Source organism: Variovorax sp. MHTC-1 (assembly GCF_003984645.1).
Classification (GTDB): domain Bacteria; phylum Pseudomonadota; class Gammaproteobacteria; order Burkholderiales; family Burkholderiaceae_C; genus Variovorax.
In genome coordinates this window covers 72,283-89,014 of sequence record NZ_RWKI01000002.1, presented here as the reverse complement: position 1 = coordinate 89,014, position 16,732 = coordinate 72,283, and the positions used below count along the sequence as shown (strand labels likewise).

Here is a 16,732-nt window from a genome sequence, read left to right as displayed (position 1 = left end):
CGCAAACGCGGTAGGGCCGCATGGGATACTGCCCTTCGAATCCCGCCATGAACGACCTCTCCCTTTTCCTGCCTTGCGCTGCCGGCGTCGAAGACTTTCTCGCGCAAGAAGTGCATGCGCTCACCGGCCGCGTCGGCCAGGACCTGCTGACCCTGCGCGGCGGCGTGCGCGTGCGTGCCGACTGGCGCGAAGCCATGAAGCTCAACCTGCACAGCCGCCTCGCGCAGCGCGTGCTGATCGAACTGGCCCACGCGCCCTACCGCAGCGAGAACGACCTCTACGCGATCGCGAGCGGCGTGGCCTGGGAGATCTGGTTCACGCCCAAGCAGACCTTCAAGATCGAGACCACGGCGCAGCACAGCCCGCTCACCAGCCTCAACTTCGCCACCCTGCGCATCAAGGACGCGATCGCCGACCGCTTCCGCGCCAAGGCGAACGGCGTGCGCCCCAGCATCGAGACCCAGTGGCCCGACGCGCGCGTGTTCGCGCACCTGGCCACCGACCAGTGCACGCTCTACATCGACACCTCGGGCGAGCCGCTCTTCAAGCGCGGCTGGCGGCAGGACAAGGGCGATGCGCCGCTGAAGGAAACCCTGGCCGCCGCCATGCTGGCCGCCAGCGGCTGGTGGAATCCCGAAACCGGCGAAGTCGCCGGGGAGCCGCTCTACGACCCCTGTTGCGGCAGCGGCACGATCGCCATCGAAGCGGCGCAGATCGCGCGCGGCATCGCGGCTGGGTCGCAGAGGCGCTTCGGCTTCGAGAAGTTGCTGCCCTTCCAGCCTCACGTGTGGTCGGGGCTCAAGGCCACGTCCTCGCAGCGTGCTACGGCGCCCGAGGTCGCGATCTTCGGCTCCGACGTATCGCACCGCATGGTCGACTTCGCCGAGCGCAATGCCGAGCGCGCAGGCGTGGCCGAAGCGGTGCAGTTCAGGGGCGGCGACGCGCTGCAGCGCATGCCGCCGGCCGAATCGGGCGTGATCGTGCTCAATCCGCCCTATGGCGAGCGCATCGAGGTCGGTGGCGTCGCGGCATCGCGCGGCAAGGGCGGTGGGCGCGAAGAGGCGCAGACCGAGGACGGCGGCGAGTTCTTCGTGCAGCTCGCCAGCCACTGGAAGAAGAACTACGCCGGCTGGACCGCGTGGGTGCTGACGCCCGACCTCCAGTTGCCCAAGCGCATGCGGCTGAAGGAGTCGCGCCGCGTGCCGATGTGGAACGGGCCGATCGAGTGCCGGCTGTTCCGCTTCGACATGGTGGCGGGTTCGGCGCGCACCCGGGTCTGAGGGCGCCCTTCGCTCAGGCAGGGTCGCGATGCAGCAGCGGTCCGGCCGGATGGTTCGAAACCGGCACCGAGAAGAAGCGGGTCAAGGCTTCGGCGGTGGCTTCCGGCGCTTCCTCCGGGAAGAAATGGCCGGCATCGATGGCGTGGCCCTGCACGTCCCCGGCCCATGCGCGCCAGAGCCCGAGCGGCCCGCCCGCTTCGGGATACCAGGTGTCGAGCGCGCCCTGCGCGCCCCACAGCGCAAGCACGGGGCAGTCCATGCGCCGCCGGCCGGCAACGTCGACCTGGTCGTGCGTGCGATCGAGGCTCGCGGCCGCGCGGTACTCCTCGCAGATCGCGTGGATGCGCTGGGGGTCCTGCAGCGTCTCCAGATAGGCCGAGCGCACTTCCGGCGGGAACACCGCCGCGGGAGAGCCCCAGCCGCCGAGCGCAGCGTCGAGGATGGCCTCGGGCGCCGCGGCCAGAAGACGTTCCGGCAGCGGTTCGGGCTGGGCCAGCAGCGACCAGGGCCAATAGCCGAGCGCGAAGCGGGCGTCGGCGCGGGCCCACACCGTTTCCGTCGGCAGGATGTCGAGGACGGCGAGCCGGTCGACGCGGCTCGGATGGTCGAGCGCCATGCGGTAGGCGACACGGCCGCCGCGGTCATGTCCGGCAATGGAGAAATGCGGGAAGCCCAGCCGCTCCATGACGATCGCCATGTCGCGTGCCATGGCACGCTTCGAATACGGCGCATGGTCGGGCGCGGAGGCCGGGCAGCCGCTTCGCCCATAGCCGCGAAGATCGGCGCAGACCACGGTGAAGTTGCGGGCCAGCAGCGGCGCCACGCTGCGCCACATCAGGTGCGTCTGCGGAAAGCCGTGCAACAGCAGGATCGGCGGGCCGGAGCCGGACCAGCGCGCATGGATATGGGTCTCGTCCGTCTGGATCTCGACGGTTTCGAATTCGTCGATCGCAGCGAGGCCCATGAAAAGGTCCTAGCGCCCCTGGCTCAACCGGCTGAGGCCCTGGTCGGTCAGGAAGAAGGTGCCACGCTGGTCCGAAGCGACGAAGCCGTTGGACCGGAGGCGGCTGGAAACCTTGATCGAATCGGTGGGCGATCGCCTGGCGGCGGCCTCGTACAGCGCCTGCAGGGTTTTCCACTGTTCGTCATTGAGCTGAATTTTCTTTGTCACGGCAACTTCCTTCCATTTTCGGAAGTGTGGCAAGGCAGACGCCCTTGCACCTCCTCCAAAAGTGCTCTTGTCAGAAGACCTGCATCGGACTAGGAGCCAGCCGCCGATTGAACTGCGAACGGCGCCATATGCCAAGGGGGGCGACCCTGCGGGTTGCCGCACGCCTCAAGGCATGACTGCCGATGTGGTTGCGGAGGAGCCGCCGCCGTCCTCCCCTTGCCCGGCGCGCGCCTCGCGCGCCACGTGCCACCAGCGCAGCATGCGCTCGAAACTGCCGTCGAAGCCGCGGTCGCGCAGCGCGTCGGCCACCAGCAAGCAATGCGCCGCGGTGCCGCGGTCCAGCACCTCGTTGGCGGATACTTCGGCGCATCGCAGGTAGACGTACTTGAGCTGCTGTACGGTTGCGGATGCGACGAAGTTCGGTGCATCGGCGCGGACATGCGCAGCGAAGGCCAGCGGCAGCGCCAGCGCCAGGACCTGGATCGACAGAGTGGTCATGAAGAGCTCCTTCTTCGCGGATTGGCCGCGCGGAGCAATCGTGCTGCGGACGGCGGCGCCCTTCAATCCCGCGAATGCGTCTGCGCGCCCCGGAGCGCTCAGCTCTGTATGTAGGTGCGCAGCTGCTCGATGGTCTCTTCGTGGTCGGCGATGATGTCGTCCATCAGGTCGCGGATCGAGATCATGCCGACCACCTTGTCGCCCTCGACCACCGGCAGGTGGCGGATGCGCTTCTGGCTCATCAGCGTCATGCATTCGCGCGTGCGGGTGGCGGGCGTCACGGTCAGTACATCGGGCGTCATGAGCTCGGCCACCAGCACCTCCTTGGAGTTCCGGCCCTGCAGCGCCACCTTGCGCGTGTAGTCGCGCTCCGAGATCACGCCGACGAGCTTGTCGTGCGACATCACCATCAGCGCGCCGACCTCATGACGGGCCAGCGCCTCCAGCGCGTCGAACATCGTCGCGCCGGGTTCGATGCGCCAGGCGGCGGAATCGCGGCGCTTGAGCAATTCGGAAACAGGTTTCATGGAAAGCCTTCCTGGAGAAACGTTCGCGTGCAACCCACGCAAGGGCCGCGCCAGCGCAAATCATAGGCCCCACGCCGAAGGTCTACGCATTTCGGGAGATGGACACCCGCACCCGCGCGCATCACCATGCGACGCGCGGCGACCACCGCCGCGCGAGGAGCTGCGATGCACATCCTGATGAGCAAGGGAAGCGTTGGCGACGACGTGGACCGCCTGCGCCGAGCGATCGCAAATGCGCTCGGCGCAGACGCCGGCATGTTTCCTTCGCTCACCAAACCAGGCACCCCGATCGACGAAGACTTCGATGCCGCGATACGCCGCTGGCAGGCCGGCGTCGGCCTCATCGGCGACGGCGTGGTCGGGCCGCGATGCCAGCTGCTGCTCGACCTCCTCGCGCTGGACGCGAACAGGTTCGAGCTGGCGCTCAACGTGGGCAGCGTCAGCCGCCTCTTTCCCGCCACCAAGCCGGCCAACATCGCGCGCTACCTGCCCTACATCGAAGCGGCGCTCGGCGTTGCCGAGCTTACCGACCGGCCGATGATCCTGGGCGCGCTCGGCACCATCCGCGCCGAGACCGAGGGCTTCGTGCCGATCGCCGAGGCGCCATCGAAATACAACACGCCGCCCGGCGGCCCGCCCTTCAGCAAGTACGACACGCGCGGCGACCTGGGCAACAGCCAGGCCGGCGACGGCGAGCGCTACCGCGGCCGCGGCTTCGTCCAGCTCACCGGCAAGGACAACTACACGAAATACGGCAAGCGCATCGGCGTGCCGCTCGACACCAGCCCCGAGCGGGCCAACGCGCCCGAAGTCGCCGCGGTGCTGCTCGCGCTGTTCCTGGCCGACCGGGCGACCAAGTTCCGCCAGGCGATCAGGAACGACGGCATCGACGGCAAGGACGGCTTGGCGGCAGCCCGCAAGCTGGTGAACGGCGGCGCGCACGGGCTCGATCGCTTCAGGGACCTGTTCGAGCGCGCAAAGACCGTCTGGCCGCCAGTGCGCGCGGGCGCCGGCGGCGCCGGGCGAGGCGCTGCCGCCGCTGCGCCGGCCGAGCCGCAGCCGGCCGCGCGCCGCTCGACCGACTCGCTCACGCGCAAGGACGCCGCCGACCTGCGCGATCGCCTCTACCAGCCGCCCGCGATCAGCCTGCCGGACGAATTCCCGCCCGTGAAGGAAATGCGCGAGTACCTGCCGGCCTACACCAAGGCCGGCCTGATCCTCGACCAGGGCCGCGAAGGGGCGTGCACCGGCTTCGGCCTGAGCTGCGTCGTCAACTACCTGCGCTGGGTCAAGGCCGGGCTGCCGGCGCAGATGCCCTCCGTGAGCCCGCGCATGCTCTACACGCTGGCGCGCCGGCACGACGAATACGAAGGCGAGAACTACGAAGGCTCGAGCTGCCGCGGCGCGCTCAAGGGCTGGTTCAACCACGGCGTCTGCCTGGAGCCGGACTGGCCCTACCTGCCGGAGAAATCGAATCCCGCGAAGTACGGCTTCGCGACGCGGGCCGTGCAGAACACCCTCGGCGTCTACTACCGCATCGACACCAGCTCGATCACCGACATGCAGGCCGCGATCGCGCAGCACCGCGCGGTCTTCGCCTCCGCCTTCACGCATGCCGGCTGGGACGCGGTGCCGCACTCGGCGGCGCCGAAGGTGCATGCCGACCTGCCGGTGATCGCCTTCGACGGCCGGCGCTCCGAAACCGGCGGCCATGCCTTCGCGCTGATCGGCTTCAATGCGCAAGGCTTCATCCTGCAGAACTCCTGGGGCGGCAAGTGGGGTGCCGGCGGCTTCGCCGTGCTCAGCTACCTCGACTGGCTGGCCAATGCGATGGACGCCTGGGTCGCCTCGCTCGGCGTGCCGGGCGTGATCGCCGGCCGGCTGGCCGTGGCCGGCACCGGCAGCGGCGGCGCCGCCGGCATCTCGACCGCCGACCGCAGCAAGTGGTGGGACACCGCGCTGGCCTACCAGCACAGCATCGTGCTCGGCAACGACGGCCGCGTGAGCCGCTACCTGACGGAAGACGAGCAGCCGCGCAAGCTGCAGCAGCAGGCCTACGTGCTGCCGGACGAGTGGTTCCGCAAGCAGGCCGGCGAGCGCAAGCGCCTGGTGCTTTACGTGCATGGCGGGCTCAACAACGAAGACGAAGCGATCAGGCGCGCCGGCGCCATGGGCCGCTACTTCATCGGCAACGGCTGCTATCCGCTGTTCCTGATCTGGAAGACCGGCCTTTTCGAATCCATCCGCAACATCCTTTCGGAACGCATCCGCATCCAGCCGCAGCCGGCCGGCGCCGGCATTGGCGAATGGATCAGCGACCGGACCGACCCGTTCGTCGAGAAGAGCATCGGGCGGCCCTTCGCGCGCCCGCTGTGGACCGAGATGAAGGAGAACGCCGAGTTGGCCTTCGCGGAGCGCCACGGCGGCGATCTGCTGCTCGATGCGATCCAGTCGCTCGCCGGCAGCTGGGGCGCGCAGTTCGAGCTTCATCTGGTCGGCCATTCGGCAGGTTCGATCGCGATCGGCCACATGCTGAGCGCGCTGGCCGCGCGCCGGCGCGCTGGGCGCGATGGCGGCCTCGAGGACCGGCTCGCGTCGGTGAATCTCTATGCGCCCGCGTGCTCAGTGGCCTTCGCCAACCGCCACTACGCCGGCAGCTCGACCGTGATGGAACGCCTCCACATCGATGTGCTGTCGGACAAGATCGAACGCGAAGACAGCGTCAGCCCGGCCTACCGCAAGTCGCTCCTGTACTTCGTCTCCAATGCGCTCGAGCCCGACCTGCACACGCCCATCCTGGGCCTGGACCGCATCCACGACGAGGCCTATTCCGGCTGGGACGGCTCCTCCGACACGGGCGAGGCGCTCGCGCTCTGGCGCCAGGCCGCCAAGGCCGCCAAACTCGACAGCCGCACCAAGCGGGTCAAGGACGAGCGCGTGCAGGTGGCGAAGGACGCGGCGGGCCGGCCCGTGCTGCAAGCCGCGGCGCACGGCGGCTTCGACAACGATCTCGACATCGTCACGCGCACGCTCAAGCGCATCACCGGCACCGAGCTCGCGCTGCCGGTGGACGATCTGCGGGGCTTCTGAGCGCCGGCTCTTAGGATCGGGGGGCATAAGGAAAAGCGCCGCTTCGCCCATGACCCTCGTGATCGACACCAACATCGCCCTCGACCTGCTGGTCTTCGACGACCCTGCCTGCCTGCCGCTTGCCGCGGCCCTCGACGCCGGCGAGCTGCGCTGGCTCGCCACCGCGGCGATGCGCGACGAGTTCGAGCGCGTGCTCGGCTATCGGCTGATCGCCGCGCGCCTGGCGCAGAACGGGCGCGATGCCGCGAGCGTGCTGGCGGCCTTCGACCGCCGGGTGGGGCCTGTGAGCGAGGCCCCGGCGCGCGCGCCCTGCGCGTGCAGCGACCCCGAGGACCAGATCTTCATCGACCTCGCGGTGGCGCACCGCGCGCGGCTCCTGAGCAAGGACCGCGCGGTGCTCGCGATGCGCAAGCGGCTGGCGGCGCTCGGTGTCGAAGTGTCCGGCATCTAGGGCCTGCTAACGCTATTTGCGGGGATCGCGTTGCCCAGCCAAGGGGCTGGATGCAACGCCGCAGACGGCCACTTGGCTGGGTAACCCGAAGGGAAGGCCTGCCAGGGCGCGCCACTCGGCGTTGCGCTCCTGGCAGGCCTTCGCGACCCCGCAAAATGGCGTTTACAGGCCCCTAGCCCAAAAGAGGGTGTTGCCTCCCGTCCCCTTTGGCAGTTCCGCTTCCGTTCTTGCGCTTTCAAACTGGCGCTGTCATCTTTGCCGCCACCCGTCACCCGAAAGGACCTTCCCATGCCCGTCACTGCCACCCCTACGCCCGGCGCCAAGCTGCTCACGCCGAAGGACCACACGCTGGTCATGATCGACTTCCAGTCGCAGATGGCCTTTGCCACCCACTCGATCGATGCGGTCTCGCTGCGCAACAATGCCGCGCTGGTCGCGCATGCGGCCGCCGGCTTCGGCGCCTCGACGATCCTCACCACGGTGGCCGAGAAGAGCTTCTCGGGCCCTATGTTCGAGGAGATCGCGGCCGCCTTCCCCGAACAGAAGATGATCGACCGCACCTCCATGAACACCTGGGAGGACGCGAACGTGATCAAGCGCATCAACGAGATCGGCAAGAGCCGCATCGTGCTGGCCGGCCTGTGGACCGGCGTATGCATCGTCGGCCCGGCGCTGTCGGCGCTCGACCAGGGCTTCGAGGTCTACGTGATCGCCGATGCCTGCGGCGACGTCTCCGCCGAGGCCCACAACCGCGCCATGGACCGCATGGTGCAGGCCGGCGCCCGGCCGATGACCTCGCTGCAGTACCTGCTCGAGCTGCAGCGCGACTGGGCCCGCACCGAGACCTACGACATGACCATCGGCATCGCCAAGAAGTTCGGCGGCGCCTACGGCCTGGGCATCATCTACGCCAAGACCATGTTCGGCGCCCACGAAGGCTGAGGGGACGCGATGAAGCCCTACATCGTCTCCCTGGCGGTCGGCCTGCTGGTCGGCGTGATCTATGCGCTGTTCAACGTGCGTTCGCCGGCGCCGCCGGTGATCGCGCTGGTCGGCCTGCTGGGCATCCTGGTCGGCGAGCAGCTGCCGCCGCTGGTGCGGCAGGTGTTCAACGCGACCCCGGCCTCGACCTCGTGGCTGCACGAGCAGGTCAAGCCGCACATGTTCGGCGAGCTGCCGAAATGCTCGTCGCAACAACAGCAGCAGGTGGCGCAGGCCGCGCCGCCGGAGGCCCCCCGTGGCTGAAGCGCCCGACCTGATCCTGCACCGCGGCCTGTTCGCCACGCTGGACCGCAGCAACCCGACGGCCAGTGCCGTGGCCGTCAAGAACGGCCGCTTCACCCACGTGGGACGGGACGAGGACATCCTGCCCATGGCCGGCCCCGCGACCAAGGTCATCGACCTGCTGGGCAAGCGCGTGCTGCCCGGCCTGATCGACAACCACATCCACATCATTCGCGGCGGCCTCAACTACAACCTCGAGCTGCGCTGGGACGGCGTCAGGAGCCTGGCCGATGCGATGGGCATGCTCAAGCGCCAGGTGGCGGTGACGCCGGCGCCGCAATGGGTGCGCGTGGTGGGCGGTTTCACCGAGCACCAGTTCGCCGAGAAGCGGCTGCCGACCCTCGAGGAGCTCAACGCCGTCGCGCCCGACACGCCGGTGTTCATCCTCCATCTCTACGATCGCGCGCTGCTCAACGGGGCAGCGCTGCGCGCGGTGGGCTACACCAAAGACACACCGGCCCCGCCAGGCGGCGAGATCGTGCGCGACGCCGGCGGCAACCCGACCGGCCTGCTGCTGGCCAAGCCGAATGCCGCGATCCTCTATGCGACGCTCGCCAAGGGGCCGAAGCTGCCGATGGAGTACCAGCTCAATTCGACGCGCCACTTCATGCGCGAGCTCAACCGGCTCGGCGTCACGGGCGCCATCGACGCCGGCGGCGGCTTTCAGAACTACCCCGAGGACTACCAGGTCATCCAGCAGCTCGCCGACGCCGGCCAGCTGACGATCCGCCTGGCCTACAACCTTTTCACGCAGAAGGCCAAGCAGGAGAAGCAGGACTTCCTGAACTGGACCGCGACATCGAAGTACAAGCAGGGCGACGACTACTTCCGCCACAACGGCGCGGGCGAGATGCTGGTGTTCTCGGCTGCCGACTTCGAGGACTTCCGCCAGCCGCGGCCGGACATGGCGCCCGAGATGGAAGGCGAGCTCGAGGAGGTGGTGCGCATCCTGGCTGAGAACAAGTGGCCCTGGCGCATGCACGCGACCTATGACGAGACCATCACGCGCGCGCTCGACGTGTTCGAGAAGGTGAACCGCGACATTCCGCTGGCCGGCCTCAACTGGTTCTTCGACCATGCCGAGACCATTTCCGAGCAATCCATCGACCGCATCGCCGCGCTCGGCGGCGGCATCGCGGTGCAGCACCGCATGGCCTACCAGGGCGAGTACTTCGTCGAGCGCTATGGGCCCGGCGCGGCCGAGGCCACGCCGCCGGTCAAGCGCATGCTGGAAAAAGGCGTCAAGGTCTCGGCCGGCACCGATGCCACGCGCGTCGCTTCCTACAACCCGTGGGTCTCGCTCTCTTGGCTCATCACCGGCAAGACGGTGGGCGGCATGCAGATCTATCCGCAGCGCAACTGCCTGGACCGCGAGGCCGCGCTGCGCATGTGGACCGAGAACGTGACCTGGTTCTCCAACGAGGTGGGCAAGAAGGGGCGCATCGAGGTCGGGCAGTTCGCCGATCTCATCGTGCCGGACCGCGATTTCTTCGCCTGCCCCGAATCGGAAATCGCCGACACCACCGCGCTGCTGACGATGGTGGGCGGCAAGGTGGTCTATGGCGCGGGCGCGTTCGCGGCGCACGACGAGGGCAGGCCGCCGCCGGCCATGCCCGACTGGTCGCCGGTGCGCGCCTTCGGCGGCTACGCGGGATGGGGCGACAAGGAGGGGGTGCCGTTGCAGAAGACCTTGCGCCACGCCGCGATGGCCTGCGCCTGCGCCAATGACTGCAACGTGCACGGCCACCGGCACGCGACGGCCTGGAGCAGCCAACTGCCCATCGCCGACCTGAAGAGCTTCTGGGGCGCGCTCGGCTGCGCCTGCTGGGCGGTGTGATGGCTGCGATGCGCAATCTCTTCATCGCACCCTGGGTGCGATGGCTCGCGTTGCTGGGCCTGTGTGCGGCCTACCTGCAAGGCGGCTTGAACAAGGCGATCGATTTCCCGGCGGCGATCGCCGAGATGAATCACTTCGGCCTGTCCCCCGCGGCGCCGCTCGCGATCGCCGTCATCGTGCTCGAGCTCGGCGCGTCGGTGCTGATCCTCACGGGCTTCTATCGCTGGCTGGGCGCATTGGCGTTGGCCGGCTTCACGCTGCTCGCAACCTTCGTAGCCCTGCGATTCTGGGAGATGGCGCCGCCGGAGCGCTTCATGGCCGCGAACTCCTTCTTCGAACACATGGGGCTGGTCGGCGGCTTCGTGCTGGTGGCATGGCATGACCTGCAGCCGCAGCACGAGGGGCGCGCATGAACTCGCCCGCATCCGCCCTCGCCAAGCCTCCAGGCAGCTTCGCGCCCCTGCGCCAGCCCGTGTTCGCCGTGCTGTGGGCGGCGACCGTGCTCGGCAACATCGGCAGCTTCATGCGCGACGTGGCGAGCTCGTGGTTGGTGACGGATCTGTCCGCCAGTCCGGCCGCCGTGGCGCTGGTCCAGACCGCCGCGACGCTGCCGATCTTCCTGCTCGCGATTCCCGCGGGCGTGCTGTCCGACATCCTCGACCGCAGGCGTTTCCTGATCTTCGTGCAGCTGGTGCTGGCCGCGGTCAGCGGCACGCTGCTTGTGCTCTCGCACACGGGCGCACTCACGGTGGAATACCTCATCGCCCTGACCTTCGTGGGTGGCATCGGCGCCGCCCTCATGGGGCCGACCTGGCAGTCCATCGTGCCGGAGCTGGTGCCGCGCGCGGAGCTCAAGAGCGCGGTGGCGCTGAACTCGCTAGGCATCAATATCGCGCGGTCGATCGGCCCGGCGGCGGGCGGCCTTTTGCTCGCGAGCTTCGGCGCGGCGCTGACCTACGGCGTCGACGTCCTGAGCTATGTGTTTGTCATCGCGGCGCTGCTCTGGTGGCGCCGGCCGGCCGCGGCCGACAGCGGCTTGTCCGAGAACTTCCTCGGGGCCTTCCGCGCGGGCCTGCGCTACACGCGCGCCAGCCGCGAACTGCACGTGGTGCTGCTGCGCGCTGCCGTGTTCTTCCTGTACGCAAGCGCGGTGTGGGCTTTGTTGCCGCTGGTGGCGCGACAGATGCTGGGCGGCTCCGCCGGCTTCTACGGTCTGCTGCTCGGCGCCGTCGGCGCCGGCGCCATCCTGGGCGCGGTGCTGCTGCCGCGCCTGCGAGCGCGACTCGATGCCGACGGGCTGGTGCTGCTGGCCTCGCTGATCGCCGCCGCGGTGATGGGCTCTCTGGTGCTCGCGCCGCCACAGTGGCTGGCCGTGGGGCTGCTGCTGCTGCTCGGCGTCGGCTGGATCATCGCGCTCACGACGCTCAACGGCGTGGCGCAGTCCATCCTGCCGAATTGGGTGCGCGGCCGGGGGCTGGCCGTCTACCTCACCGTGTTCAATGGCGCCATGGCAGCCGGCAGCCTGGGTTGGGGCCTGGTGGCGCAGCAGATCGGCGTGCCGATGACCTTGCTGGCCGGCGCCCTCGGGCTGGCGCTGGTGGCGATCGGCTTCCACCGCGTCCGGCTGCCCGCGGGCGAAGCCGATCTGCAGCCTTCCAACCACTGGCCCGAGCCGCTCGTCGCCGAGTCCGTCGCGCACGACCGCGGGCCGGTCATGGTCCAGGTCGAGTACCGCATCCGCAAGGAAGACCGCGCCGCCTTCGTGCAGGCCATGCAGCGCCTGTCGATGGAGCGCCGCCGCGACGGCGCTTATGCCTGGGGCATCACCGAGGACGCGGCAGAGCCCGAACGTGTGATGGAGTGGTTCCTGGTGGAGTCGTGGGCCGAGCACCTGCGGCAGCACCGCCGCGTGTCCCATGCCGACGCGGACGTGCAGGCCGAGGCCTTTCGCTTCCACCTCGGGCCGGAGCGGCCGGTGGTGCATCACTTCCTCGCGCTCGAGGCGCGCAGCGCGGCGGCCGGCGACGAAGCTGCTCTGACATGACTGCGTTGCCAGGACAAAAGTACTACTTTCGTATGAATCGTTCCGGTACTTGTCGACGATGAAATGAGGACATCCGTCCCATGCGCTTGAGAGCGATGACCTTGATGATGGTCTTCATATCGCCGGCATTCCCGGTGCTCTTCAAGGAAAAACATGGCGACCATGACAGGCTCCAACGGAAACGACAGCCTCACAGGCACCGTCGGCAACGACACCATCAACAGCGGCAACGGCGATGACAGCGTCGATGGCGGTAGCGGGAACGATTCGCTGAATGGCGGAGCGGGAAGCGACATCCTCGACGGCGGCAGTGGCAGCGACCAGCTCAACGGAGGATCGGGGAGCGACACGTTGATCTACAACGTGAGCGAAAACCTCGCGGCGGGCACGAATGACGTGTACACGGGCGGGTCGGGTGTCGATACGCTTGAGCTCCAATTCACCAGGGCGCAGTGGCTGCAGTCTTCCACTCAGACGCAAATTGCGGCCTACCTGGCGCATCTTTCCGCTGTCACCAACGCCAGGACGGGCGAGGTTTCCAATGGCTCGGCCAGCGATTTCGTCTTTAGCTTCGGGTCGTCCACGCTGACGGTCCAGATGACGGAAGTCTTGAGAATCCTCGTGGACGGCATCGAACAGAATCCGGCCAACGAAGCGGTGACGGCGCTGAACGACGTCGAGACGACGACCGAAGATGGGCCCGGGGTGCAGATCCATGTGCTGCAGAACGATCTGGTTCCCGACCTTGTCAAGACCTTGGAGCTCGCCTCGGCGCCGACTCACGGAACGGCGACCCTTGTGCAGCCGGCCATGGACAGTCCATCGACGTGGTATTTCCACTACCAGCCCAACCCGGCTGATTTCCAGTACCTGGCCGCGGGCGAGAGCGCGACCGATACCTTCACGTACGAGGTGAAGGACGCCGACGGAAACAGCGGTCTGGCGACGGTGACCATCACCATCACCGGCACCAACGACGTGCCGGTGATCGATGGCGTGACCAGCAGCGCCGTACGCGAGGACGACTCGGCGCCGAATCTCAGCACCAGCGGCGTGTTGACGATTACCGATGTCGACCAAGGGCAGTCCAGCTTCACGCCTCAGACAAGCACGGCTGGCAGCAACGGTTACGGCAGCTTCACACTGGCGGTCGACGGCAGCTGGAGCTACACGGCCGATAACAGCCAAGCAGCGATCCAACAGTTGGGTGCCGGCCAGTCGATCAGCGACAGCTTCACCGCGGTGTCTTCCGACGGCACGGGGAGCCAGCTCGTGACCGTGACCATCACCGGCACCAACGACGTGCCGGTGATCGGTGGCGTGGCCAGCGGCGCGGTAAGCGAGGACGACTCGACGCCTAACCTGAGCACCAGCGGTGTGTTGACGATCGTCGATGTCGATGCAGGCCAATCCAACTTCGCGCCCCAAGCCAGCACGGCCGGCAGCAATGGCTACGGCAGCTTCAGCTTGCTGGCTGATGGCAGCTGGAGCTACACAGCCAATAACGGCCAAAGCGCGATCCAGCAGCTGGGTGCTGGGCAATCGATCAGCGACAGCTTCACCGCAGTCTCGTCCGATGGCACGGCGAGCCAAGTGGTGACGGTGACCATCAATGGCACCAACGACGTGCCCGTGATCGGTGGCGTGGCAAGCGGCGCGATGAGCGAGGACGACTCGACGCCGAACCTGAGCACCAACGGCGTGTTGACGATCGCCGATGTCGACCAAGGTCAGTCCAGCTTCACGCCTCAGACAAGCACTGCCGGCAGCAATGGCTACGGCAGCTTCAGCTTGCTGGCTGATGGCAGCTGGAGCTACACGGCCGACAACAGCCAAACAGCGATCCAGCAGCTAAGCGCCGGACAGTCGATCAGTGACAGCTTCATCGCAGTCTCGTCCGATGGCACGGCGAGCCAAGTGGTGACGGTGACCATCACCGGCACCAACGACGTGCCGGTGATCGGTGGGGTAGCCGGCGGCGCGGTGCAAGAAGATGTGGGCGTGGTTGGCAGCAACCTTGCGACGAGCGGTGTGCTGACCATCGCTGATGTCGATGCAGGCCAATCCAACTTCGCGTCCCAAGCCAGCACCGCCGGCAGCAACGGCTATGGCAGCTTCAGCTTGCTGGCCGATGGCAGCTGGAGCTACACGGCCGACAACAGCCAAACAGCGATCCAACAGCTGGGCGCAGGCCAGTCGATCAGCGACAGCTTCACGGCCATCTCGTCCGACGGCACGGCCAGCCGGCTCGTGACGGTGACCATCACCGGCACCAACGACCTGCCGGTGATCGGTGGCGTGGCCAGCGGCACCGTAAGCGAGGACGACTCGACGCCTAACCTGAGCACCGGCGGCATGCTGACGATCGCCGATGTCGACCAAGGCCAGTCCAACTTCACGCCTCAAGCGAGCACTGCCGGCAGCAACGGCTATGGCAGCTTCGCGCTGGCTACCGACGGCAGCTGGAGCTTCACGGCCGACAGCAGCCAAGCAGCGATCCAACAGTTGGGCGCCGGCCAGTCGATCAGCGACAGCTTCACGGCCATGTCCTCCGACGGCACGGCCAGCCAGCTCGTGACGGTGACCATCAATGGCGCCAACGACGCGCCGCTCCTGAGTGCTGCCGCGACACCGGTCCTGGCATCGGTCACCGAGGACGCGGGCGCGCCTGCTGGAGCCGTCGGCACGCTCGTGTCCAGCCTGGTGAATCTCAGCCCGCCGGCCGGCGGCCTCGACAACGTGACCGATGCGGACAACGGCGCCATCACCGGCATCGCGTTGACGGGCGTGAACAGCGCCAATGGGACTTGGTGGTATTCCACCAATGGCGGGAGCGACTGGACGGCGGTCGGTGCAGTTTCGGAAACCTCCGCCCTGCTGCTGGCTGCCGACACGAACACGCGCGTCTACTTCCAGGGCGATTCCAACTTCAACGGCACGGTCAGCGACGGCATCACCTTCCGCGCCTGGGATCAAACCAGCGGCACGGCGGGCACCATGGTGAGCACTGCAGTCAGCGGGGGCAGCTCCGCATTCTCGAGCGCCACCGACACGGCGAGCATCGCAGTCAGCGCGGTGAACGACAACCCGGTCGCGGCGCCCGACAGGATCATCGTCTCGAGCAATACGCTCGTCACGATGTCGGTGAACGCACTCCTCGGCAACGACACCGACATCGATGGTCTCGCCTTGACGATCACCAGCGTCGGCGGCGCGGTCGGAATTTCCGGCCTGACCCTGAACGCCGCCAACGGCACGATCAGCTTCACCAGCGGCAACACGGCGGGAGCCACGGCCGGCAGTTTCCAGTACACCGTGTCGGACGGCGCCGGGGGCACCGCGACGGCGACGGCGACGATCGACATCAGGGCCGTGTCCACCGGAAACGGCGCCGACGAGATCGATCTCAGCGCGGCCGGCACGTATCAAGCCTCCTACATCGACGGCCGCGGCGGTGCCGACGAGTTGACGGGTGGTGCGGCCGGCGATGTCTTCATCGGAGGCAGCGGCAATGGGGCCGACACGCTGATTGGCTCTTCCGGCAACGATCTGCTGATTGGCGGCGATGGCAGCGACAGTCTGTCTGGCGGCGCAGGCAACGACGTGCTGCGAGGCGGCGCCGGCAGCAACGACTCGATGGACGGCGGCGCCGGCAGCGAGGATCTGCTCGACTTCTCGGACGGCACCGCGGCGGTCAATTTCACGCTCGTCCAAAGTGCCGTGTCGACCAGCATCGCCAACGGCACCGGGGGGCTTGGCAACAACGACAGATACCAGAACATCGAGGGCGTGATCGGCACAGCCCACGCCGACACCCTGACCGGCAGCGCCTCGAACGACATCCTGCGCGGCGGCGGCGGCAACGACACGCTCGACGGCGCCGGCGGCGCAGCAGACCTGCTCGACTTCTCGGACGGCACGGCCGGCCTCACGTTCACGCTGACGCAAGGCGGCAGCGCGACGAGCTTCGATGCCAGTGCCGCCGGGCTCGGCTCCGACACCTACAAGAACTTCGAGGGCGTCATCGGCACTGCCTTCGCCGACACGATCACCGGCTCGGCGTCGGCCGACCAGTTGCGCGGCGGCGGCGGCAACGATGCGATCGACGGCCTCGGCGGCGACGACCGGATCGTCGGCGGGACGGGTGCCGACACGCTCACCGGCGGGGCCGACAACGACACCTTCGTTTTCGACTCGGCGCCGAACGCCGTGGACTTCATCTCCGACTTCGACGCCTCCGGGTCGGCGGCGAGCGGCGACCTGATCGAGCTGTCGCTCGGAGTCTTCACGGCTCTCTCGACCGCGAGCGGCAGCACGCTGTCGGCGACCGAGTTCGCATCCTTGGACGGCGGCGGTGCTGGAGACACAGTGGGCTCGGGCGTGCACGTGATCTACGACAGCGCGACCGGCAACCTGTACTACGACGCGGATGGCCTCAGCGCCGCCAACCGCACGTTGGTGGCGACGCTGACGCAAACCAATCCGGCGGATACGTTCGACCACAACGACATCAAGGTCGGCGCGTGACCTTCTGCCGTTCGCCAGCCGGC

General features: G+C 68.0%; 13 protein-coding genes. 9 read left to right on the top strand and 4 right to left on the bottom strand.

Annotated features, from left to right (window positions below):
• The first annotated feature begins 47 nt into the window (after window positions 1-47).
• Window positions 48-1,280: a class I SAM-dependent RNA methyltransferase gene (locus EJI01_RS03740; protein WP_126835781.1), complete on the top strand. Its 1,233-nt coding sequence runs from the start codon at window positions 48-50 to the stop codon at window positions 1,278-1,280.
• A gap of 13 nt (window positions 1,281-1,293) precedes the next feature.
• Here the strand turns inward: EJI01_RS03740 and EJI01_RS03735 are convergent, their stop codons facing one another.
• The 4 genes from EJI01_RS03735 to EJI01_RS03720 all read right to left on the bottom strand — a co-directional run bounded on the left by EJI01_RS03735 (window position 1,294) and on the right by EJI01_RS03720 (window position 3,476).
• Entirely contained in the window at window positions 1,294-2,244 is a 951-nt protein-coding gene (locus EJI01_RS03735; protein WP_126835780.1) for an alpha/beta fold hydrolase, read from the bottom strand.
• A gap of 9 nt (window positions 2,245-2,253) precedes the next feature.
• Window positions 2,254-2,451 (bottom strand): hypothetical protein, encoded by a 198-nt coding sequence (locus EJI01_RS03730; RefSeq protein WP_126835779.1) that lies wholly within the window; start codon window positions 2,449-2,451, stop codon window positions 2,254-2,256.
• Window positions 2,452-2,616: 165 nt separating this feature from the next.
• Window positions 2,617-2,949 (bottom strand): hypothetical protein, encoded by a 333-nt coding sequence (locus EJI01_RS03725; RefSeq protein ID WP_126835778.1) that lies wholly within the window; start codon window positions 2,947-2,949, stop codon window positions 2,617-2,619.
• A 98-nt stretch (window positions 2,950-3,047) separates the two neighbouring features.
• On the bottom strand, window positions 3,048-3,476 hold the full coding sequence (locus EJI01_RS03720; protein ID WP_126835777.1) for a CBS domain-containing protein: 429 nt from the start codon (window positions 3,474-3,476) through the stop codon (window positions 3,048-3,050).
• Window positions 3,477-3,641: 165 nt separating this feature from the next.
• Here EJI01_RS03720 and EJI01_RS03715 point away from each other — a divergent pair, with 165 nt between their 5' ends.
• From EJI01_RS03715 to EJI01_RS03680, 8 genes are all read left to right on the top strand, one after another.
• Window positions 3,642-6,566: a C1 family peptidase gene (locus EJI01_RS03715; RefSeq protein ID WP_126835776.1), complete on the top strand. Its 2,925-nt coding sequence runs from the start codon at window positions 3,642-3,644 to the stop codon at window positions 6,564-6,566.
• A gap of 49 nt (window positions 6,567-6,615) precedes the next feature.
• Window positions 6,616-7,017, top strand: a complete 402-nt coding sequence (locus EJI01_RS03710; protein WP_126835775.1) for a putative toxin-antitoxin system toxin component, PIN family — start codon at window positions 6,616-6,618, stop codon at window positions 7,015-7,017.
• Between the two features lie 288 nt (window positions 7,018-7,305).
• Window positions 7,306-7,959 carry a hydrolase gene (locus tag EJI01_RS03705; RefSeq protein WP_126835774.1) on the top strand — a complete coding sequence of 218 codons (654 nt, stop codon included), beginning with the start codon at window positions 7,306-7,308 and terminating at the stop codon, window positions 7,957-7,959.
• A 9-nt stretch (window positions 7,960-7,968) separates the two neighbouring features.
• Window positions 7,969-8,262, top strand: coding sequence for a XapX domain-containing protein (locus EJI01_RS03700; protein ID WP_126835773.1), 294 nt, complete (start codon window positions 7,969-7,971; stop codon window positions 8,260-8,262).
• Entirely contained in the window at window positions 8,255-10,138 is a 1,884-nt protein-coding gene (locus EJI01_RS03695; protein WP_126835772.1) for an amidohydrolase, read from the top strand. The genes EJI01_RS03700 and EJI01_RS03695 overlap by 8 nt, the downstream gene beginning before the upstream one ends.
• 8 nt (window positions 10,139-10,146) lie before the next feature.
• On the top strand, window positions 10,147-10,551 hold the full coding sequence (locus EJI01_RS03690; RefSeq protein WP_126835771.1) for a DoxX family protein: 405 nt from the start codon (window positions 10,147-10,149) through the stop codon (window positions 10,549-10,551).
• On the top strand, window positions 10,548-12,182 hold the full coding sequence (locus EJI01_RS03685) for an MFS transporter (RefSeq protein ID WP_126835770.1): 1,635 nt from the start codon (window positions 10,548-10,550) through the stop codon (window positions 12,180-12,182). The genes EJI01_RS03690 and EJI01_RS03685 overlap by 4 nt, the downstream gene beginning before the upstream one ends.
• A gap of 153 nt (window positions 12,183-12,335) precedes the next feature.
• Window positions 12,336-16,709: a beta strand repeat-containing protein gene (locus EJI01_RS03680; protein WP_126835769.1), complete on the top strand. Its 4,374-nt coding sequence runs from the start codon at window positions 12,336-12,338 to the stop codon at window positions 16,707-16,709.
• The last annotated feature ends 23 nt before the right edge of the window (window positions 16,710-16,732 follow it).